Here is a 20,257-nt window from a genome sequence, read left to right as displayed (position 1 = left end):
CAACCTTCATTAGGATTTGTTAAAATTGACTTAACACAAATAATTGCTAACTTAAAAAATATATTATTTCATTTAGACCTAACTGACTCCGGGAAAATTTTATGGAAAATATAAAGTTGCTTCAAGATTATAATGTTAAATATTTGTTAAAAAGGTGATTAAAATGGGTGTGACTTATAAGGTAATCGATACAGTGGAACAATACGAAGAATTACTTGCGATTACGGATTTGGAAAAAAGAAAAAATTACTTTCGTTATACAATGATGGAGCCATTTAAGGAAATGTGGAATTTAATTAATGTTCCTTTAAAAGCAAAACAAGAAAATGGTTATGATGTTATAATGGCTACAAAAATGCTTGGTTATGCAGATATTTCCAACGGTAAACAAATCGAACAGGGGTTATCAATCCTAAATGAAAATAACGCTTATATAGTGGCGGATAATACCATCAAAAACTGTATAGAAAACGCTAATAAGTCGGGTTTGAAAGTAAACGCTGATGAAATAAAGTTTGGATTGTATGTTGCAAATCCTGATAAACTAAAGCTACAGAAAGGATATACAGGGTTCGGAGGTATTCCCGGGTTTATTACTGTGAATATCTATCCAAATGAATATAATTTACCGAAACTTCCCGCAGTTATAGCTCATGAATTTCATCACAATATTCGTTTTTCTTATTTTGATTGGGACCATGGTAACGTAACATTAGGAGATTATCTTGTTATAGAAGGTTTAGCCGAGTCATTTGCCAAAGAATTATACGGAACAGAACAATTAGGACCTTGGGTTACTAGCATGGATAAAGAGGAATTAGAGTATTCAACCGATGTTATTAGGGAAGCTCTTGACGTAAAAGGGTTTGCCGAAGTGAGCAGTTATATGTTTGGTGATGAAATTGCGGCACAAGAAGGGTATCAACCTGTTGGGCTTCCTTTCTGTGCCGGTTACGCAGTAGGATATAAGGCTGTTCAGTCCTATATGAAAAAGTATAATAAGACAATTTACGAAGCAACTTTGGCTTCCACTGATGAAATAATTCATGGATGTGACTTGTTTTCTGAGTAACCCTCATAGTCTGCAAAAGGGCGCTATTTTGGGACAAAAAGGATACACATACTAGTTATGTGCTATCCTCTTTTATTAAAGAGTGGGAATGACAGGCAAAGTAACCAAGGGCAACTTTCCTTGTTTTAAATGGATTTAAAAGAAAGTTATTTGTTTAGCGTAACATTTAAGCAGATAGTTCCTTGCAATTTCTCCCACCGAAGTGGATTTTTAACCAAACTTGAGTAATCGATTTTAACGAAAAAATATATTTTAGTGAAGAGAAGGGGAAATTCCTAACGGGTTCTCTTGAAAGTGTAAGAACGCAATTTATATCGTAAACAGGGTATTAAATCAATTGGGATGTAGTACCCTGTTTTTTATTGATGTACCAATGTTTTTAATAAAAATGACCTTATAATTGTAAACCTATTAGCAATCCAATTCGTTACATTAAAAAATAGTGTATCGGTGCTAATTGGTGTGCGAATTAACATGCGAATTGATCCACAAGTTAAGACGATAAAAAACACCCAGATTATAAATGTCTAAGTGATAGTGAGTATTGTGCAATTAATATCTTGCACTGCAATCGCACCCTGTTCCGTAAGATATTACAAGTATCTCATATAAAAAATTATATCCCATCATTATTAAGTTTTTTCAGTATTGATTATATGTTATTATAGGTTAAATGAAAGTTATTCTAATTGAGGTGATTTTCTTTCATAAACACGTGTTAAAAAGAATGGTATTGATGATTTTTTCTATCAGCCTAGTAGATGTGGAAATTCAGAAGCTAAAACAAAAAAATTTAACCTATGAGGATATAGTAAATTTAGCTACTTGAGAAAGTGCAGTCAGAAATCGCTGAACGAAGTAATATAGAATATAATATTTCTAGTATAGATTATAGAAATGATTTGAGAAGTAGTTTAGATATTATAATGAGAGAAAATGGAAAATATATAGAATTTGTTGTTTATGATAAAGAAGATAATCTTCGATTTGGAGTAAAACGTTATAGATTAAAAGATGATGAATTAGTGAATATAAACGGTCATCCAGACATTGACTTTGATTCTATAGAGTAACAAGAGCCCGATTATATAGAAGAAAAAGGAAAAATAATTTAGCAGTAATTAATTAGATAAAACTATAGGAGGTAATAATATGAGTAAAGAAGTGACTAATGAGCATATTTTACAAGCTATTACTGAATTGTCAAAAGAAACAAGGGATGTAAAACAAGAGGTAAATGATTTAAAACAAGAGGTAAGAGATGTAAAACAAGAGATAAAGAAAAATGCTGATAAAATCGACAAGTTGGATGCTAAAGTAACCGTATTATCAGAGGGGTTACTAGACACGCAAGCAGAAGTAAAAATTCTTAAAAATGCAAAATGATAATTGCAACGAAAAGCAATGTTTTGAGTTAAATGGTTCCGATTAGCGTGTGGAATTATGGTTGATTGGCGTATATTAAACTAACTATAAAATTTATAGGCCCGTTTCCTCCAACAAACGGGCCATTTTACGTAATAAAAGCTGTGTATTTTACGTACTAACTGAAAGAATAACAGGAGTGACTATAGAAAGGAGAAATAAAATTATGCATGATAAAAAAATACAGAACCTGACCACACAGCAATACGGGTTGCATTGTGGCGTACTTTGCATGTACAGGTCGATTCACCACCATATGTGCTTGATAGATGAGATCGGCTTACAATTGATTGCTCCTGACAATGAATGGCGCCAAAGACCCGACATGGATCAAAAGTTTTCTAGGGGTTTCTGTGCTTCTAATGTTGCACTTTTTTCATCTTATTTTCTTAAAGCGTCTACAGTAAAATGAAAGTTGTGAAGTTATAAATACTCTTAAAGTTATGGGTATATTGTTAATAATAGGTGGTGTTATAATATTAAATACTACAAAAAGTAATGAAACAGCGACAGAACCTTTAAAATAAGGTTCTGTCTTTTATCGTTAAACTAAACTGCCCCTTTAGTTTAAGTGCATTTCTTCACAATCCCACATAAATATCCAGTCTTGTTTAAAGTCTTACTCCCGTTCTGCCATTATGGCTGGGTATAACAAAATATGTTGAAAACATATGCTTCAACCTAGGGCCTTGCTTAGTAATCATGATATTAGCTAAACGTAAGATAAAGAAGAATGAGGAACGATGTAATAAATAACAATTTATAAGAAGTTTTGAGAGCGTTACCACACTTGATTTGGTAACATTTGATGCTCCAGAAAAATTTGAAATTTTATAAGCTAACTACAGATACAATTTATATATCTACAGATATTACCTAATATATATATATTCAGTTGGGTTTTTTGTAGTTTGGATAATTTTTTTAAAAAAATTTTACTTATTTTTGCCATTTCTTAAAAATACTTGTTGAAAGTTATGAAGAGGGAAATCTTCACCCATCTTTGCAGTTACAAAGGGAGAGGAAATAAAGCCACATAACAAACTTGTCCATGCGTAACTCCGTGTTAAGCATGGGTTACTTATTGGAGCGTTGTTGAAGATGCATGTAATCGCTTGCAGCCGAAGCTTATATAATCCGTTTTACCTTTCAAGATTTGAACACAAAATGATTAGTTTTCTCCTTTCATTCATCATATCTTTGTTCTTTGACAAAGAAAGCACGGAAGATAACGCCGTGCATTATAAACAAAAACCAGATATGTTCTACTGATGATGAGCTACTAGATTCATACTCCATGACTCCCAATAGGGATGAGCGATAATCAATGAATCTCGCGCAATCGTGGTAGATTGCTGATGAAGACTTATCAGTTAGGGCATTTTTGTTTTTTTCATTAATTTTGGTAGGGAACAATATAGCAGGAAACATAGGTTGATTATTAGGCATTTTTCTCGGACAGATATGTACATGTGGGTTTAGTAAAAGGTGGTTAGTGTAGTTAAAAATAGAAAGAAGGAATGTTTTTAAGGAATGAATTGAATCGAAAATTGCACTTTTCTGAGATAGGGGAAAAACTAGTAAAAGTCACCTATGGCTTGATGGCAGATAATGTGTATACAATGGACTATGCTATTCCTGAATTGATAAAATTTATTAATTTTCTTGAGCTAGAACAGCGGGCCATAATGCTTGAAATTAATCGAATAGCGGAGAATTAACTGATTAAATTTTGATAAAGACGGTGAAGTCCTTTAATTTACTTACCTTTCCTTTCAATGACTCTAAGAAAATAAAAAAATCACTACTTGAACAAGTGGTGATCTTTTCATGATTGTATATCCATATATTACTTAACTGTATGCAGGCTCTGCCATATGAGACAGTTGACAGTATACTACTTACTTTTTATCTATTCCATTATTGGATAAAGGAATTGTTATGATCACTTTCACACCTTGTTGAGAAGTATTTCTTTCAATCTGAAATGTTCCTTTATGTGCTTCAATAATTCTGGATACCATAGGCAATCCCAAGCCATGCCCTTTTTTGACCTTATTTATTCTTTCTGAAGCATAAGGTAAAAACGCTAATTGAGAAATAACTTCTTCGGGAATACCTATTCCATCGTCTTTAACAATTAAATAATACACCGAAAGGTCTTCGGATATTTGTGTTTCTATGACGATATTGCACCCTTCAGGATTATGAGTAATACTATTTTGTACTAGATTCGTAATAGCACGTGCCAGTAATTTTTCATCGGCAATAATTTTTCCTTCATCATTAGAAATTTTTAAGTCAATCGTATATTTCTCTTCTAATCCTCCATTCAAAAATTCTGCTGCTACATTCCGTACGATGACAGAAGGTCGCAACTCTTTTAAATCTAGTGGTTGCATTTCATACTCCAACATTGAAATTAAGTTTAAATCATTGACAAGTTCTCGAATTTTTTCCGTACGACGTCTAATGATGGAAGCCTGCTCCTTTTGTTCATCAGGCAAATTTTTATTATCTTCCAAATCACTTGCGTAACCTAATATAACGGATAAAGGAGTTCGTATATCATGAGAAATACCAGCAATCCAATTGGACCGTGCCGCATCTCTTTCTTTTAACGCTTGTTTATTTTCTTGAATTTTTGAAGATGTTGCATTAATACTTCTTGCTAAATCGCTGAATAACCCTTTTGTATCTAAGTTTACTTTTTTCTCTTTACTTAAATCATGAATACCGCTAATTAATGGACGAATCCCCTTAATGAGCTTTGTACTGATAATAATAGAAATAAGTATCGCTACCACTATATTCACGATCACTAAAATCCCTATTCTTAATGGAATGGACTGTGCCCCTTCTGACCAAAATTGTATTTGGTATTTCCATAAACTAGCTTTGGGATAGCCAACTACTACTAATCCATCTTGGTGTTCCCAACTGTATACCGGATATTCATTCAAATAGTACCTTGAAAACTTCGCAACGTCTGTAAGGCTATAGGAATGTGGAATATCACTTGGTAAATCATATTCCCATACCACATTGCCGTCATCATTTATTAACATTGCCCACATATCGTTATTTTGGAGAAACGTCTGACTACGATTTTGTAACGTATATTTATCATCTTGTAATGTTAAATCCTGTGTTACACCTTTCATTACTTTTTCTGGAGAAGGGGTATTGCTCATTTCATCGCTAAATATCAAGGTTCCTAATAGAATAAAATTGACAATAACCAACAAAAAAGCAATTAATATTGTAATCATGAGATAACGACGTATTATTCGAATTACACCAGCCATTTAAACTCATTCCTCTTCTGCTTGCAGTTTGTATCCAAGTCCTCTTACTGTTAATAAAAATTGAGGTTTGGAAGGATCAGCTTCAATTTTCTCTCTAACTCTTCTTATATGAACCATCAGAGTGTTCTCATAACCAAAGTTATCTTCACCCCATAGAAATTGACATAAAGAATCAATGGTTACAATCCTGCCTTTGTTTTCATAAAGTTTTATTAATATTGCATGTTCTTTCGCTGTTAATTGTAACGTACGCTCACCTTTTTGTACCGTTGCACTTTCTAAATCGATCATTGTTTCTCCTAATTGAAATTTGCTAGTCAGATTGGTTTCTTGAGGGGCATACACTCGTTTTAAAACAGCTGTTAAACGTAATACAAGTTCCCGAGGAAGAAAAGGCTTCACGATATAATCGTCCGCACCAAGCCCTAAACCAAGTAACCGATCATCTCCCTCATCTCGAGCAGTTAGAAATATCACTGGTAAATCACTAAATTTCCTTATCGATGACAACAAAGTGAATCCATCTCCGTCTGGTAACATCACGTCCAATATCGCAATATCTGGTTTAACAGAATGGAATGTTTCAATTGCTGTTTTATAATCTTTGGCTGGATATATCTGCGTAAACCCATTTTTTCGTAGTATATCTTCTATCATTACTCTTATTTCCTTTTCATCTTCCACAAGTAGTATTTTTTTATCATTAATATTATTCATAAAATACCTCCGCAACATTTCATTCATATTAATAAATATACCAAAAATAAAAAATGGAATTACAGGCTGTAATAAGTTTACTATAATACATCATGATTTAAACAATTAGCATGTTAATCTTGTTTGCCCAACTTGTCTTTGTTGGCCTATATTGGGTCGCAGGAACTTTACTATCCTTGCAAGGTTCATTTCCTGTGGAAATAATCGGATGGACATTAAGAGGCTGGTTTGCTTCTTTATCTATTATTACTTTTCAATTAGGTCTTTCACTCCGCTTACGTAGTTTTGCTACCCCGATAGGAATAAGCTTGTGTGCCGTCTTTTTTGGTTTATTGATGTATGTATCACGTGTAGGTGTGCTTTTTCCATTTTCTTTACTGACGATTGGCTTAAGTGTACTTAGCCAGGATAGCTTAGCAGGGATGCAAAATATATTATTTTGGGTAATGACTATTTTCTTCATTGTACTATTCTCCAGCCTATCTATTCGCCATTTGAAAACAAAAGATATTGTTTCATCTTAATTTACGAGGAGGTTCTTATATGAAATTTAAGTTATGGAAAGTCATACTATTGATTGTTGGTTTAGTAATGATTATTGGAATAGGCTCATTGGTACTTTTTTATGATTATGATAAACTCTCTCATGATCATCCAAAAGGGAAAGATATGTATTATACCGTCATTACTAGTGAAGGAACGAAAGACAGTGATGATCGATACACTTATGAAGTGATGGCATATGATGAAAATGCAAAAGAAAAAGAGCTAGAGTTTTCGGCAAGTAATCAACTTAGAGAGGGCGCTTATATTCAACTCTATTATACAAGATTTCGGGGAGTTACTTATTGGGAAGAAGTTGACTTAGAAGAATTATCTGCAACAGTTCAAGAACAATTTGAATAGAAGCTATAAATATGCATAATAAAAATTCTATGTCCTCTTCCATCAAACACATCAACCAATAGATGAATTTTGATTCATGTGTTTTCATTTTAATAGAACATCATTATGTATGGCAATAAGAATTGGCAGAAAAAACTCACCATAGAAAAGACCGACCTGATAATCCCGACAGATGTCGCCATTTGTTCAATTTCTGATAGAAGATGACTGGATAGTAAAACTGTTATTCCATAACGGGATGGTAAAGATTTAATAAGTTCCCTCATCTCACCAATACCTGATGGATCAAGCCCATTGGTTGGTTCATCCAAAATTAATAATTTGGGAAACGATAGTAAGGAGATAGCCATTCCTAATCGTTGTTTCATACCTAAAGAGTATTGGTTTACTTTCTTATCTTTTTGCTTTTCTAATCTGACAATACGAAGTACTTCATCAACATTTTTCCTTGGGACATTTCGAAGACGTTTCATAACGAGCAGGTTCTCTAAACCTGTTAAATGTCCATAGTAAGATGGAGACTCCACTAAGGAACCCGTATTCTGTAAAATAGATGCCCGAGACTTACGAAGATTCTTTCCAAATACCTGAATGTCTCCTGCAGAAGGTTTAATCAAACCTAATAACATTTTGATAGTTGTTGTTTTGCCCGCCCCATTTGGCCCCAAAAAACCATAAATTTCACCTTCTGGTACGTGAAGGTCAACATTGTTTACACTTTTAACAGCACCATGTGTTTTGGTTAAATTTTTTGTTTGTACTATAATCGGTTTATTCATCATGTCATTTCCTCCATATCATTATGATTAATGTAAGTATAACGAGTGAACCTTGCGCCTTCCTGAAAGCTACCTGAAGATTACCTTAAGAATTTAAAAATCAAATTCATTCACTTCACTTGATCAACTAAAAAGGCATATTCAGAGTTCTATTAATCAAAATTATTAAACCAGCAAGTATGTAACTTTTTCTTATTGAGACATGTATTTCTATTAAAAGTGAAGAATAATTGCTTGAATAATTTGGCCAAAATTGGAAATTGCCTTTTGCGAGAGAAATAGGAATTTGGAACATTAAGTATCTTTTTATTAAAAAACCTAACTTAACTCTTAAATTTTAAGTGAAAGTTAGGCTTATTTTCTTTCATGAGGAAGGATATATTTCAAAGAATCCAGCTGTTAAACTGAAAGAACCAAAATTAGAACAACAAATTCCAAAGTTTCTCTCCAAACTTGAGATTGAACATCAACACGGGTGGTGTCATACTCCAATGGTATCTTGGGAAACGCGATGATGAAGGAAGATCGTTCGTTTAGGCTAGCGAAAAAATAAGGTATAATAAGTGTATGGAGTGACGGAGGTGCGTCATATGTCTATTCCTGATAAAATCATAAAAGAAATTGATATGTTAAGTGAACAAGAACAGCAAAAGGAACTAGATAAAATTAAAGAAATATATATGGCTGAGGACGTTGTTTTATTGGGGGAAAACTACTCCTGGTGGGATAACGAAGCGGATGATATATACAGTGAGCAGTAAAAAGAAGCAGGGTGAAGTTTGGTTGGCAGATGTTCTATTTAAAGGCATACGGCAAACTAAACAGTGCTAATGTTTTATTGTCGGCAACGAATTAGCTTTGGATATAGATGTTATTATTGCACCAGTTACCGATCAGGAAATCAATTTGTCCCCAATTTGTCAAAGTCTTAAAGTATTGGGAAGAAGCCGGATTATTAAAACCGTTAGTTTGTACGTACTTCCAAAATTACTTCCATTCACGACACAGAATTGAAACGTCATTTGGGAGAATTACATAGCCATGATCTTGAAAACGTATTAAATATGTGTAGATAGTTATTTTAATATTTAGTTATCAATTCAACAATAGGGTCTTTTAATTGAATGAAGCATTTAGATTTATATGATAGGGATGATAAGGTGAATATTAGACCAAACAAGAAAACAGAAGTCAATAAATTAGTAGAGATATGGTATGAGGGTTCTTTAATAGCACACGACTTTATTGATAAGAATTATTGGAAATCACAGCAAACGAAGATGGAAGAAAAGTATATCCCAATGTCTGAAACCTATGTTGTAAGTAATGAAAAAGACATTGTCGGCTTCGTATCGATGATGAATAATTATTTGGCTGCATTATTTATTGATGTTAAGCATCAAGGTGGAGGATATGGAAAGGGCTTGTTAGATTTTGTTAAAAGGCAAAGGGAAAATATACAATTAAAAGTATACAAGAAAAATAACAAAGCTGTTGATTTCTATTTAAAAAATGGCTTTGTAATAAAAGAAGAAACATTAGATGAACAGACTTCCGAGGAAGAATATTTAATGGAATGGGAAAAGGATTAAGTGTCGTTTGACGAGTTTGCTGTTTATTTAAACAATGGTATATCGTGATGAAAATGAATATACATCTTTTTGAAAGTAGGGCTATCAATGACTATGTTAACAAAGGCTATAGCAGAAGATATTGTGAACAGGACGATGCGGATACTTACTCATAATATTAATGTAATGGATCAAGACGGCGTGATTATAGGAAGTGGTGAAAAAGATAGATTAGGTCACTTTCATGCGGCAGCACTTCAGGTAATTCGGGAAAATAAACGAATAGATATAGATCACGTTAAAAGCAAGCAGTTACCGGGAACGAAACCTGGGATTAATTTGCCGATTGTGTTTGAAAAAAAGATTGTCGGCGTGGTAGGTATTACAGGTCGTCCCGAAGATATTTCCCAGTTTGGAGAGTTAGTTAAAATGGGAGCGGAACTTACCTTGGAACAGGCTGCACTCACTCATCAATTACAGTGGGAAGAACGTTTGCGTGAAGAATTAGTTTTTGAGGTCATTAACGATCGGACGAATGATTTATTAATCGAGAGGGCAGCTAGAATGGGGATTGACTTACGCACACCGCGCATCGCAGTCCTTCTCCATTTTATGTCTGATGAGAATGAAAGAGAGTTAGCAAAAATTAAGCAAGATAGTTTAACTTATTTAAAAAATTATTGTGATACAAATGATCTTGTCGCAAGCGTGCAAACGACTAAAATAGTGATATTAAAACAATTTTCTGAGTCTCAATCCATTGAATCATTGTATAAAAGAATAGAGGCATTACTTAAGCAGTTAACATTTAGATCAAATGGACAGTGGCAAGCCAGTATTGGTAATCCATTTTCCGAGTTAGAAGATGCGAAACGTTCATATCAATATGCTCGAGAAGCTTTGGCAGTGGGGACGATACTATATCCCGAAAATACAATTTATGTTTATGACGATTTATATTTATCTATTCTTTTACATGCCAATCGTTTGCCTGCTGATTTTTCAAAACACTATCATTCCCTCGTTATGGAAGATCAAAGTGGTGATTTGCAAACGACGCTAGAGACATATATTGATAGTCAAGGGGAGTTATCTCGTGTTGCAGAGAGATTGTTCATCCATCGTAATACGCTGAGTTATCGACTGGAAAAAATTAAACGTATTACCGGGAGAGACCCTAGAAACATACATGATTTGTTAAATTTGTATATCGAACAAATAGCATATAAATTACAATCTTAAATTGTGCAGATGACTTAAAGTATAATCTTTTATGTGCCTTCTTTTGTTTATTTGCTTAATGTAATCGCTTTTGCAAAACGATACAATAGTATTATCATCATGATTATAATACAAAAGGAATGACACTAGATGGAAATAGAAGTAAGCGCTTTAGGCGCTATCATTGCACTCGTTATTGCTATTTTTCTTATCCTTATTAAAGTACCACCGGCATACGGGATGGTAGCAGGAGCATTGTTAGGTGGTCTTTTTGGCGGAGTCGGTATAGAAGATACAGTGACGCTCATGATTGAAGGAGCTGAAAGCATTATTCCGGCTGTTCTTCGTATATTAGCGGCAGGAATTTTAGCAGGGGTCCTTATTCAGTCGGGAGCAGCATCAACAATTGCTGAAACAATAGTTCAACGGCTAGGTGAAAAGAAAGCGCTTTTGGCTTTAATACTTGCTACCTTGTTATTAACAACGGTTGGTGTATTTATTGACATTGCCGTCATAACTGTGGCGCCGATTGCTTTAGCGATTGGACATCGAGCTGGGCTTTCAAAAATGGCTATACTCATCGCGATGATTGGTGGAGGTAAGGCTGGTAATATTATGTCACCGAACCCTAATGCTATTGCAGCATCTGATGCTTTTGATGTACCGTTAACGTCTATCATGGCTGCGGGAATTATCCCCGCTATGTTTGGTATTGTGGTCACATACGTGATTGCTAAACGACTAATAAACAAGGGAAGCTTTACAACATCAGAAGAACTACAAGCAGCAAGTGGCGAGAAAGCACCATCATTTCTTCTAGCCATCATCGCCCCTTTAACAGCGATTGTTTTACTTGCCTTGCGACCTCTATTTGATATTATTATCGATCCAATGATTGCGCTTCCCATTGGTGGAATCGTTGGAGCACTCGCAATGGGAAGAATGAAACGTATAAATGAATACGCTGTACTGGGGCTTGGAAAAATGACAGGGGTTGCTGTCATGTTGCTTGGAACTGGGACGCTTGCAGGAATTATTTCTAATTCAGCCTTGGACCAAGTCATCACGAATGGCCTTGAAGCTCTTGGTCTTCCAGCTTATATATTAGCTCCATTTTCGGGCGCACTCATGTCCATGGCTACTGCTTCAACAACCGCTGGAACGGTGGTGGCGAGTAACGTATTCGGCTCAACGATTATGGAACTGGGAGTTGCTGGTTTGGCAGGTGGTGCGATGATTCACGCAGGAGCAACGGTGTTTGACCATTTGCCACATGGTAGCTTTTTCCACGCCACAGGTGGTAGTGTATTTATGGATATGAAAGAACGAATGAAATTGATCCCTTATGAATCACTTGTTGGTTTAACCTTAGCCATTATTTCAACACTCATCTTTGGTGTTTTTAAGTTATTTATCTAAAATGGAGTTTTAAAAGGCTTAGTGATATCAGAAATAGATGTTGTTTAATGACTTCTCTACTAGTTTTAGTTATTACGATAAGAAATGGAGTTGACCCTTATGAAAATAGTCATTGCTCCTGATTCATTTAAGGAGAGTATGACCGCTTTAGAAGCGGCTGAAGCTATTGAAACAGGTTTTAAAAAAGTATGGCCTGAAGCCACTTATCTAAAAGTTCCCATGGCGGATGGGGGAGAAGGGACGGTACAATCTCTTGTTGATGCTACTGATGGGAAAATTATAAAGCAAACTGTGACAGGTCCGGCGGGAACTCCTGTTGAAGCTTTTTACGGCATAACGGGGGATGGAAACACAGCTATAATCGAAATGGCTGCCGCTTCTGGTTTACATTTGATTAAAAAAGAATCTCGCAACCCACTTCAGACAACGACAAAAGGAACGGGGGAATTAATTTTAGCTGCACTTGATCAAGGAATTGATCATATGATTATCGGAATAGGTGGTAGTGCGACAAATGATGGTGGTTCAGGTATGGCTCAAGCTTTAGGAGCTAAGCTGCTCGATAAAAATGGAGAGCAGATTGGCTACGGGGGCGAAGCATTAAGTCAATTAAAATCTATTGATCTAGCAGACTTAGATCCGCGTTTAGCCAATGTGACGGTTGATGTAGCGTGCGATGTCGACAATCCCTTGACAGGTGAGCGCGGTGCTTCGGCTGTATTCGGCCCACAAAAAGGCGCCACACCTGAGATGGTCGCCAGATTAGATCAAAATCTTACGCATTACGGTTATGTTTTGAAAAATGAACTAGGACAAGATGTGATGAATATGCCCGGGGCCGGTGCAGCCGGGGGGTTAGGTGCAGGATTTGTAGCGTTTTTGAATGGACGGCTCAAACGCGGCGTCGATATTGTTATCCAGTCTGTAAAGTTAGATGAATGTGTACGAGGTGCTACGCTTGTCATCACAGGTGAAGGTAAAATCGACGTTCAGACGATTTATGGAAAAACGCCCATCGGTGTCGCAAACATATCGAAAAAATACGGCATTCCGGTCATTGGTATTGCTGGTGCGATAGGTCATGAAAGTGACGCTATTTACAATCATGGGATTGACGCCATGTTTTCCATTGTTCCTGGGGCAGTGACATTAGAGGAATCTTTGGAACAGGCAAAAGTCTATACGATGAAACTCTCTGAAAATATTGCCCGAACGCTAGCCGTGAGCGGACATTTAACAGTTGAAAAGTCATAAAAAAACGAGCCGTCTGCTCGTTTTTTTATAGTTGTTGCTCATACATATCCTGCCGACCATATTCAATTCCGGGAAATCGATATGGTTGAATCGTTAAAAGGGGTAGAATAGTGTGTGGACAACGGGATTGTTTGGAATATGATTGAAAAGGAAATACCAAAATTAAAAGAACAAATAATGGATTTACTAAATGAATAATGGACAGTGATGATTGCGGGGCAAAAGGGAAAAGGATACACATACTAGTTATGTGCTATCCTCTTTTTTGTTTTTTAAAAGAGTTTATGGACTAATCATTTTTTGAAAAAAATAATAGATATTGATAAAATTGAAATATAATTTAATTAACAAGGAAGTGAAAATAATGTCAATTGAAAATGCCTATAGCACAGAACTAGGAAAAATAATTTCTGCAATCAAAGCTAATCACCTTAGCCGGGAAGGAAAATTAAATGATAATCGAGCATTTTTGTGTACAGGCAGTGATGATTGTAAAGTTCAGCTTACATGTGTTAACTTTTCCAAACCCCCTTCCGAATGGGGACAAACTCCTCATTTTAAATTATCAAGTGAACAAAGCTCTCATTCTTTAAACTGCGAGTACACCAAACAAAAAGTTACAACAAAAAAACAGAGCAGATCAAATAGTAGCTCTGTAAAAAAATCTGGAAATTTCAATCTGATACTTGGCTCAAATGGTTTTAACAGACCTAAAAGTGATAATCCTAGCGTTACAGGAGAAGACAATAATACTAATTTAACTAGTTACACCAAAAGTTCATCTTCAACAAGAAAAACCCACCAAAAAAATAGTAATACAAAATCTTTTAGAAAACTAATTGATATTTACCAGTCCTTAGAATATGATAATTCGACTACTACAATAAACATAAATTCATCATCTCGTACTTTAGAAAATCTATTCTTCAATCTAGATGTTACAAGCGAAATAAACTATGAACTTCATGTTTATTTCGGAAAGGCAATAATTTTCGAAAGAAAACCTGAAGATAAATATTATATTATTAAATTTATTACAAAACACTTCTATATAAGTGAAAATCAAAGAGTAACCAATGAACCCTCAATCTTAGTTTTTAAAGATCAAATTGAAAATCATAAACATTTGAAAAGGTTCAAAAAATATGTTGACACCAATCATATATTCACTTGCTATTATTTCGGCTATCCAAAACTTCATAGATTTATTAACTTTGATTTAGGAAAAAATTATTATAACCTTTTCCTCAAAGACTAGTTACAAAAATAAAGACCTTATATTTTTTACCAATGTATCCGATTAGCGTGCGGAATTATGGTTGATTGGCGTAAATTAAACTAACTTAAAAAGGTTAATTCCCAGGTCCGTTTCCTTCAACAAACCGGTCATTTAGTTGAAAATCATTCGCTTTAGGGAGGATAACCAAATGAAAAGTACAAGTCGAAGGGAGAAACCGATATGTTTTTAGCACATCCAACAATGGATTTAAAAGAGGAGTATATTGATTTTTACCAAGAGTGGAAAGAAAGTGGAGAAGAAATGATACCATTTGTAATTAAAAAGAATCCAGTGGACTTTCAATCAATGCTGAAATATTTATCTGATTGCAAAAAAGGGATTGAACCGCAAGAAATTTGGATACCAGCAAGCTCTACATACTGGTTAATGGATAATAACGAAATAGTTGGCGTCGTTAATATTCGTCATCGTCTAACAGAACTATTGTTTAAAGCTGGCGGTCATATCGGATATGGGATTAGACCTTCCAAAAGAGGAAAGGGATATGCTACCGAGATTCTTTCTTTAGCCTTGGAAAAATCAAAAGAACTGAACTTGGATAAAATACTTTTAGTATGTAATTCAACTAATGCAGCATCAAAAAAAGTTATTTTAAAAAACGGTGGAATAAGCGACGAGAATTTTATAGACGAGCAGAATAATATCTTAAAAAGATACTGGATTGAACTTCATTAAAGCTGTGTTAAATCAGGCGAGTAAAAGAGGAAAGATAGTTGTTAAGTATCTTTTCATTAAAAAACCTAACTTACTCTTAAATTTCAAGAGAAAGTTAGGCTTATGCTCTTTCATGAGGAAGGATATATCTCAAAGAATCCAGCTTTTAAACTGAAATTAGGACACAACGAATTCCAAAGTTTCTTTCCCATTGTCATTCTTGTTAGATAAAGTAGTTGCAGTTGATGCTTTTTTCCACATGTCCATTATTTTTTTGCATAACATGCTCGTCATTAAAATTATTTGTCCTGATTTTTTCAATAATTTTTAGTTCCATATAAATCCCATTCTTAATTTATCTTCATATAAATTTACGCTCGTTTGTTGCAGTATTATAGAAATCATTTAAGTCCATTTCACAGCGTGGCTCGGACTAAAGGAATCGATTTTTTCTAATAATTCTTTGGGATCTGGGGAGATAATTATCATTTCTCGATAATCTTTATTCATAAACCCTTGTTCAATCGTATGATCTAACATGGTAATTAGCGGATCGAAAAAGTTATTTATATTTAGCAATCCACAAGGCTTTGCATGATAACCCAGCTGTGACCAAGTAAATACTTCAAACCATTCTTCTAATGTTCCTGCGCCCCCAGGCAAAGCGACAAATCCGTCCGCTAATTCTGCCATTTTTGATTTACGCTCGTGCATTGTATTAACAACATGTAGCTCTGATAATTGATCATGAGCAATCTCTACAGCTTTTAATTTTTGAGGAATCACTCCGATCACATTACCACCACTGTGTAAGGAAGCGTCAGCCAATGCACCCATACATCCCACTTGGGCTCCACCGTAAATTAATGTTTTATTATTATTGGCTAATTCTTCTCCAAATCTTTTTGCATGTTCTATATAAATACTGTCTATTCCCGTACTTGACCCACAAAATACAGCAAGACTTTTAATCTCCATTTCAACCACACCTTTGCTCCCTGTTTATTTACCTAAAGATATCTATTGGATAGCTTTCGTTTATGTTCTAAGAAAATTTCTTCCAAATCTATATTATATTTATTCGCAATAACAACTACATTACCTAATACATCACCAAGTTCTTCCGTTAAATTCTTCTTACTTTCTTCCAATGAAATAGGATGCTCATCTGGTCGGTCTCGTCCGATTTCCAGTGCTCTTATTGCTCTAGCGACTTCTCCCGTCTCTTCTGACAGGAAGCCAATGCGTACAAAAATATCTAAATCAGCCCAGCCTCTTGATTTATAATATTCAGCAATCCAATTTTGAAATTCCTTCGCTTCCATTTTAGATTCTCACCACACTTCAAATAAAATTAAATGAAAATTATTCTTTGAAACATCTTAAATTTAATGACCGTTTAGGTGAATAAGAGAAATGCTATAATCTCTTGAATGATATTACAACCATAAACTACATAATAATCTTCATAAATTGTAACATCTAAGCACCTATAATGACCACAGAGAGTGGCATTTCTTATATACAAATAAGTCCAGGGATGAATGAAAGAAATAATGATGAAGCAATGATCGTGAATATATACCAATGTTTGAATCATGAATATAGAGTGAAACGTAATATGGAGTGATATAATAAAATAAAATATTCATAAAAGTGGTGATGAATACGTGAATACTGCTAAGGATCGTTTACTTAAAATTATTGATGAAATACCTGAAAAAGATGTAGATAAAATTCTGGATTTTGCCGAGTTTTTAAAAGCTAAAAGCGATAAAAGTGTATCTGAGGATTTAACAGAAGCTAGTGAGAGCAACTTGGATTTTTGGGATAATGACATTGACGATGAGGTTTGGAACAATGTATAAACAGGGTGATAATACCAGTTTCGTTCACTGATTTAAAACAACAAAAGCAACGTCCTGTGCTCATTATTTCAAACGACAGTTATAACGAGGTGATGGAAGATATCGTTGTTTTAGCTATCACTTCAAAAATTAGGGATCTTTTACATTCTATTGTAATTGATTCAAAAGATTTGACAGAGAGAGAACTTAAAAAAACATCAGAAATAAGGGCAGACAAAGTATACACACTTTCTAAAAATATTGTCAGAAAAAAATTTGGACATGTGAACACTGAAATTTTGGAAGCTGTTCGGGTGAAAATAAATGAAGTTATACAATAAAACATATGGCACGGATTCTAACTATCTAAGAATTCGTGCCACTCCATAATTTATATTATTCATCATCTTCTTCAATACGGAATAGATCATTCATATCTTTAATATTTAATGCACCTACCATATAATATGACTACAGGATGCTTTTCGACTATTACTTCTTCATTCCTGTATAGATGTGAATGGCATCTCGTAAAAATGCGGCAGTACCGGGTTGTTCTTTATCGTAGTATGCTGTAAATCTTTCATCGTCAACATATCTTTGAGCAAGGCCTGCATGTGCTTCCTTGCTGTATTTGCTCCAATAAAAAGTTAGCCATTGTTTGTGTAAATCAGCTGCTTTTTGAGCGATATCACTAGCTGGATCACCAGTCTTAAAAGCTTTCGATAATGTTTCTGTTAGCTGTTCTGAAAGCTTTATCACAGCTTCATGTTCTTCCTGAGTCATGTTCATTATCTTTTTATTCGATTTCTCCACTGTCTCAATTCCATGTTTTTCACGAATTTCTTTCCCATATTTAAGCTCATTTTCATCTATCATTTTTTTCTTAAATCCTTCAAACTTTTCTTTATCTGACATGTTAATTTTCCTTTCTTTTGAAGCGATTGTTTTATCTACATTTGCTATTAGTAGATCTAGCTGTTCTCTTTTTTCAAGGAGTTTCTGACGATGTTCTTTAAGTGCTGTGACTCCATCAAAAGAAGGTGCAGATAAAATATCCTTTATGCTACTTAAGCTGACGCCAAGCTCTTTATAAAATAGGATTTGCTGTAATCTGTCTATCTCTGCCTGACCATATATCCGATACCCTGATGAATTAATTCTTGCCGGCTTAAGAATTCCAATTTCATCATAATATCTCAATGTTCTTCCACTAACACCTGCTAGCCTTCCAAGACTTTGCACTGTATATTCCATCAGATCACCTCCTTGTAAATAATGTTACACCTTTACGCAACGTCAATGTCAACAGTATTAAATAAATTTTATAAAAAATACCCTAAAATCTATGTTAAACCTGACTGTTAACTTCGGCATTCGGAAAACAACTGATGTTTATTTTCCCATCAGCATATTCATCTTACTTTAAAGGGAAAACAACTGGGGTTTATTTTCCCTTTAGCATGTTCATCTTACTGTAATGGGAAAACAACTGGGGTTTATTCTCCCATCAGCATATTCATCTTACTTTAATGAGAAAACAATTGGGAACTATTTTCCTATTAGGGCGCTTACCTTGTTCTAATAAGAAAACAAACGATTCCTATTTTCCCATTCGCATGATTATCTTACTTAATTGGGAAAGTATCCGTCCGCCGGGCGATTGAACGGTAATCAGGACACAAAAATAATGACCGGGCAAGATACTTACGTTCAATGATAGCATTCATTCATTTTGAGAAGACTTTTTTAATTAATAGCAGCTAGTACAACATGAAAGGCTAGGGGCGCTTAATTAGGATGATTTGCATTTAATATTTCAGAGTGCGAAAGTTGAGTTAATAATAAGCAATAAAAAAACAGCCAACTTTTTTAAAGTTAGCTGCTTCTTTTGTTCGGATAATATTCATTTATTTCTACTGTTTACTTCATTATTGACTTAAAAAATGATGTTTTTTTATTAGAATCATCTTAAACAAACGCGCCTGTTATGGAAGGGTGTAAATGGCCTATTAGCTGTTATCCTTTTCTGCCGATATCATTAAGAACATAGGTCTTCGAGTCTCATTTTTCATTTCAGGAATACTTTTTAACATTTCATTGGAAGGAACCGATTCCTTCACAGCTTTTACAGTAAAACCAATGTTAATTAAATCATTTATATATGTTGAAATCGTACGATGGTATTTTGTAACCTGCTCATCTAAGAAGGTTGTTTCACGTACTCCTTCTATTTGGTAATTGTCAACTGGCCAATGTAGAGGATTGCCCTTTTCATCATAATACCAATCTTGTTCATTCCGAGAAGTGAAAATTGGATGTTCAACTGAGAAAACGAAATTTCCATCGGTCTTTAGATAATCATGAACCTTTTCGCAGATTAATTTAAACGACTTGATATAGTGAAAAGCCAACGAACTGATTACTACATCAAATTGAGAGCTTGAAAAATCTATGTCTTCAATTGGAGCTCTTATATACGAAATTAAAGGATCATTTGTCATTTCGCGTGCTCTTTGAATCATTTGTTTAGAGATATCTACACCTATAACATAGCTTGCTTGTTGCTCACGAGCATATCGGCAATGCCAGCCAAAACCGCAACCTAAATCGAGAACATTTTTATCTTTTAGATTTGGTATTAGTTTTTTAAATATATGCCATTCTCCGGCACCTTCAAGTCCTTTAACTGATCGTGGCATTTGTTCATAAGCGGAAAAGAAATTTGGATCGTCATATTTATTTTGTTTCATTTTCAATACATCTCCTATTATTAAGATAGCC

The 20,257-nt window shown here is 34.5% G+C and carries 21 protein-coding genes and 1 pseudogene; 15 read left to right on the top strand and 7 right to left on the bottom strand.

Translation table 11 applies throughout. The annotated features are described in order from the left end of the window. The first annotated feature begins 163 nt into the window (after positions 1-163). The 4 genes from WKU33_RS14005 to WKU33_RS13990 all read left to right on the top strand — a co-directional run bounded on the left by WKU33_RS14005 (position 164) and on the right by WKU33_RS13990 (position 4,218). Positions 164-1,072 (top strand): DUF2268 domain-containing protein, encoded by a 909-nt coding sequence (locus WKU33_RS14005; RefSeq protein WP_336252899.1) that lies wholly within the window; start codon positions 164-166, stop codon positions 1,070-1,072. An 833-nt stretch (positions 1,073-1,905) separates the two neighbouring features. Next, positions 1,906-2,145, top strand: a complete 240-nt coding sequence (locus tag WKU33_RS14000) for a hypothetical protein (RefSeq protein WP_336252900.1) — start codon at positions 1,906-1,908, stop codon at positions 2,143-2,145. Positions 2,146-2,224: 79 nt separating this feature from the next. Next, positions 2,225-2,458: a hypothetical protein gene (locus WKU33_RS13995; protein ID WP_336252901.1), complete on the top strand. Its 234-nt coding sequence runs from the start codon at positions 2,225-2,227 to the stop codon at positions 2,456-2,458. A 1,577-nt stretch (positions 2,459-4,035) separates the two neighbouring features. After that, complete coding sequence (locus WKU33_RS13990; RefSeq protein ID WP_340455205.1) at positions 4,036-4,218, top strand: hypothetical protein; 183 nt, start codon at positions 4,036-4,038, stop codon at positions 4,216-4,218. A gap of 180 nt (positions 4,219-4,398) precedes the next feature. Here WKU33_RS13990 and WKU33_RS13985 read toward each other — a convergent pair whose 3' ends face one another. Both WKU33_RS13985 and WKU33_RS13980 read right to left on the bottom strand, forming a co-directional pair. Then, the gene (locus WKU33_RS13985) at positions 4,399-5,805 is read right to left on the bottom strand and encodes a sensor histidine kinase (RefSeq protein WP_340455203.1); all 1,407 of its coding nucleotides are present in this window, start codon (positions 5,803-5,805) and stop codon (positions 4,399-4,401) included. Positions 5,806-5,811: 6 nt separating this feature from the next. Beyond that, on the bottom strand, positions 5,812-6,522 hold the full coding sequence (locus tag WKU33_RS13980) for a response regulator transcription factor (RefSeq protein WP_336252904.1): 711 nt from the start codon (positions 6,520-6,522) through the stop codon (positions 5,812-5,814). Positions 6,523-6,632: 110 nt separating this feature from the next. On the opposite strand from WKU33_RS13980, the gene WKU33_RS13975 reads away from it, so the two are divergent. Together WKU33_RS13975 and WKU33_RS13970 are read left to right on the top strand one after the other, a co-directional pair. Further along, positions 6,633-7,046 carry an ABC transporter permease gene (locus WKU33_RS13975; protein ID WP_336252905.1) on the top strand — a complete coding sequence of 138 codons (414 nt, stop codon included), beginning with the start codon at positions 6,633-6,635 and terminating at the stop codon, positions 7,044-7,046. A 19-nt stretch (positions 7,047-7,065) separates the two neighbouring features. Beyond that, entirely contained in the window at positions 7,066-7,428 is a 363-nt protein-coding gene (locus WKU33_RS13970) for a YxeA family protein (RefSeq protein WP_336252906.1), read from the top strand. A 158-nt stretch (positions 7,429-7,586) separates the two neighbouring features. On the opposite strand, the pseudogene WKU33_RS13965 reads toward WKU33_RS13970, so the two are convergent. Continuing rightward, a pseudogene (locus WKU33_RS13965) lies at positions 7,587-8,207 on the bottom strand (ABC transporter ATP-binding protein); the annotation flags it as partial. Between the two features lie 590 nt (positions 8,208-8,797). Between WKU33_RS13965 and WKU33_RS13960 the strand changes: the two are divergent. The 7 genes from WKU33_RS13960 to WKU33_RS13930 all read left to right on the top strand — a co-directional run bounded on the left by WKU33_RS13960 (position 8,798) and on the right by WKU33_RS13930 (position 15,647). Next, entirely contained in the window at positions 8,798-8,968 is a 171-nt protein-coding gene (locus tag WKU33_RS13960; protein WP_188859630.1) for a hypothetical protein, read from the top strand. A gap of 363 nt (positions 8,969-9,331) precedes the next feature. Continuing rightward, entirely contained in the window at positions 9,332-9,799 is a 468-nt protein-coding gene (locus WKU33_RS13955; protein WP_229782801.1) for an N-acetyltransferase, read from the top strand. 87 nt (positions 9,800-9,886) lie between these two features. Then, positions 9,887-11,020 carry a sugar diacid recognition domain-containing protein gene (locus tag WKU33_RS13950; RefSeq protein ID WP_340455200.1) on the top strand — a complete coding sequence of 378 codons (1,134 nt, stop codon included), beginning with the start codon at positions 9,887-9,889 and terminating at the stop codon, positions 11,018-11,020. Between the two features lie 129 nt (positions 11,021-11,149). Further along, positions 11,150-12,418, top strand: a complete 1,269-nt coding sequence (locus tag WKU33_RS13945; protein ID WP_188859631.1) for a GntP family permease — start codon at positions 11,150-11,152, stop codon at positions 12,416-12,418. Between the two features lie 99 nt (positions 12,419-12,517). Next, on the top strand, positions 12,518-13,672 hold the full coding sequence (locus WKU33_RS13940; protein ID WP_340455239.1) for a glycerate kinase: 1,155 nt from the start codon (positions 12,518-12,520) through the stop codon (positions 13,670-13,672). Positions 13,673-14,036: 364 nt separating this feature from the next. Then, a complete protein-coding gene (locus WKU33_RS13935) occupies positions 14,037-14,930 on the top strand; it encodes a hypothetical protein (RefSeq protein ID WP_340455198.1) in 894 nt (297 codons plus the stop codon). Between the two features lie 201 nt (positions 14,931-15,131). After that, positions 15,132-15,647, top strand: a complete 516-nt coding sequence (locus tag WKU33_RS13930; RefSeq protein WP_340455196.1) for a GNAT family N-acetyltransferase — start codon at positions 15,132-15,134, stop codon at positions 15,645-15,647. Positions 15,648-16,031: 384 nt separating this feature from the next. Here the strand turns inward: WKU33_RS13930 and WKU33_RS13925 are convergent, their stop codons facing one another. Together WKU33_RS13925 and WKU33_RS13920 are read right to left on the bottom strand one after the other, a co-directional pair. Beyond that, positions 16,032-16,604 (bottom strand): LOG family protein, encoded by a 573-nt coding sequence (locus tag WKU33_RS13925; RefSeq protein WP_340455194.1) that lies wholly within the window; start codon positions 16,602-16,604, stop codon positions 16,032-16,034. Positions 16,605-16,636: 32 nt separating this feature from the next. Further along, positions 16,637-16,951, bottom strand: coding sequence for a MazG-like family protein (locus WKU33_RS13920; protein WP_340455192.1), 315 nt, complete (start codon positions 16,949-16,951; stop codon positions 16,637-16,639). Positions 16,952-17,296: 345 nt separating this feature from the next. Between WKU33_RS13920 and WKU33_RS13915 the strand changes: the two genes are divergently transcribed. Further along, positions 17,297-17,494, top strand: coding sequence for a DUF2281 domain-containing protein (locus tag WKU33_RS13915; RefSeq protein WP_340455190.1), 198 nt, complete (start codon positions 17,297-17,299; stop codon positions 17,492-17,494). 5 nt (positions 17,495-17,499) lie between these two features. Beyond that, entirely contained in the window at positions 17,500-17,814 is a 315-nt protein-coding gene (locus WKU33_RS13910) for a type II toxin-antitoxin system PemK/MazF family toxin (RefSeq protein ID WP_340455189.1), read from the top strand. A 151-nt stretch (positions 17,815-17,965) separates the two neighbouring features. Here WKU33_RS13910 and WKU33_RS13905 read toward each other — a convergent pair whose 3' ends face one another. Beyond that, positions 17,966-18,730 (bottom strand): MerR family transcriptional regulator, encoded by a 765-nt coding sequence (locus WKU33_RS13905; protein WP_340455187.1) that lies wholly within the window; start codon positions 18,728-18,730, stop codon positions 17,966-17,968. 755 nt (positions 18,731-19,485) lie between these two features. Continuing rightward, positions 19,486-20,226: a class I SAM-dependent methyltransferase gene (locus WKU33_RS13900; protein ID WP_340455237.1), complete on the bottom strand. Its 741-nt coding sequence runs from the start codon at positions 20,224-20,226 to the stop codon at positions 19,486-19,488. Between the last annotated feature and the right edge of the window lie 31 nt (positions 20,227-20,257).

It is taken from the genome of Oceanobacillus sp. HCA-5259 (assembly GCF_037892815.1).
GTDB classification, from domain to species: domain Bacteria; phylum Bacillota; class Bacilli; order Bacillales; family Amphibacillaceae; genus Oceanobacillus; species Oceanobacillus indicireducens.
This window is presented reverse-complemented; position numbering and strand designations above follow the sequence as displayed.

Bases quoted from the DNA above. Each gene is read 5' to 3' on its own strand.
- WKU33_RS13905 (WP_340455187.1), bottom strand. From the start codon at position 18,730: ATGGAATATACAGTGCAAAGTCTTGGAAGGCTAGCAGGTGTTAGTGGA.
- WKU33_RS13975 (WP_336252905.1), top strand. From the start codon at position 6,633: ATGTTAATCTTGTTTGCCCAACTTGTCTTTGTTGGCCTATATTGGGTC.
- WKU33_RS13945 (WP_188859631.1), top strand. From the start codon at position 11,150: ATGGAAATAGAAGTAAGCGCTTTAGGCGCTATCATTGCACTCGTTATT.
- WKU33_RS13960 (WP_188859630.1), top strand. From the start codon at position 8,798: ATGTCTATTCCTGATAAAATCATAAAAGAAATTGATATGTTAAGTGAA.
- WKU33_RS13955 (WP_229782801.1), top strand. From the start codon at position 9,332: ATGAAGCATTTAGATTTATATGATAGGGATGATAAGGTGAATATTAGA.
- WKU33_RS13920 (WP_340455192.1), bottom strand. From the start codon at position 16,951: ATGGAAGCGAAGGAATTTCAAAATTGGATTGCTGAATATTATAAATCA.
- WKU33_RS14005 (WP_336252899.1), top strand. From the start codon at position 164: ATGGGTGTGACTTATAAGGTAATCGATACAGTGGAACAATACGAAGAA.
- WKU33_RS13935 (WP_340455198.1), top strand. From the start codon at position 14,037: ATGTCAATTGAAAATGCCTATAGCACAGAACTAGGAAAAATAATTTCT.
- WKU33_RS13985 (WP_340455203.1), bottom strand. From the start codon at position 5,805: ATGGCTGGTGTAATTCGAATAATACGTCGTTATCTCATGATTACAATA.
- WKU33_RS13925 (WP_340455194.1), bottom strand. From the start codon at position 16,604: ATGGAGATTAAAAGTCTTGCTGTATTTTGTGGGTCAAGTACGGGAATA.
- WKU33_RS13940 (WP_340455239.1), top strand. From the start codon at position 12,518: ATGAAAATAGTCATTGCTCCTGATTCATTTAAGGAGAGTATGACCGCT.
- WKU33_RS13970 (WP_336252906.1), top strand. From the start codon at position 7,066: ATGAAATTTAAGTTATGGAAAGTCATACTATTGATTGTTGGTTTAGTA.
- WKU33_RS13995 (WP_336252901.1), top strand. From the start codon at position 2,225: ATGAGTAAAGAAGTGACTAATGAGCATATTTTACAAGCTATTACTGAA.
- WKU33_RS13930 (WP_340455196.1), top strand. From the start codon at position 15,132: ATGTTTTTAGCACATCCAACAATGGATTTAAAAGAGGAGTATATTGAT.
- WKU33_RS13950 (WP_340455200.1), top strand. From the start codon at position 9,887: ATGACTATGTTAACAAAGGCTATAGCAGAAGATATTGTGAACAGGACG.
- WKU33_RS13980 (WP_336252904.1), bottom strand. From the start codon at position 6,522: ATGAATAATATTAATGATAAAAAAATACTACTTGTGGAAGATGAAAAG.
- WKU33_RS13900 (WP_340455237.1), bottom strand. From the start codon at position 20,226: ATGAAACAAAATAAATATGACGATCCAAATTTCTTTTCCGCTTATGAA.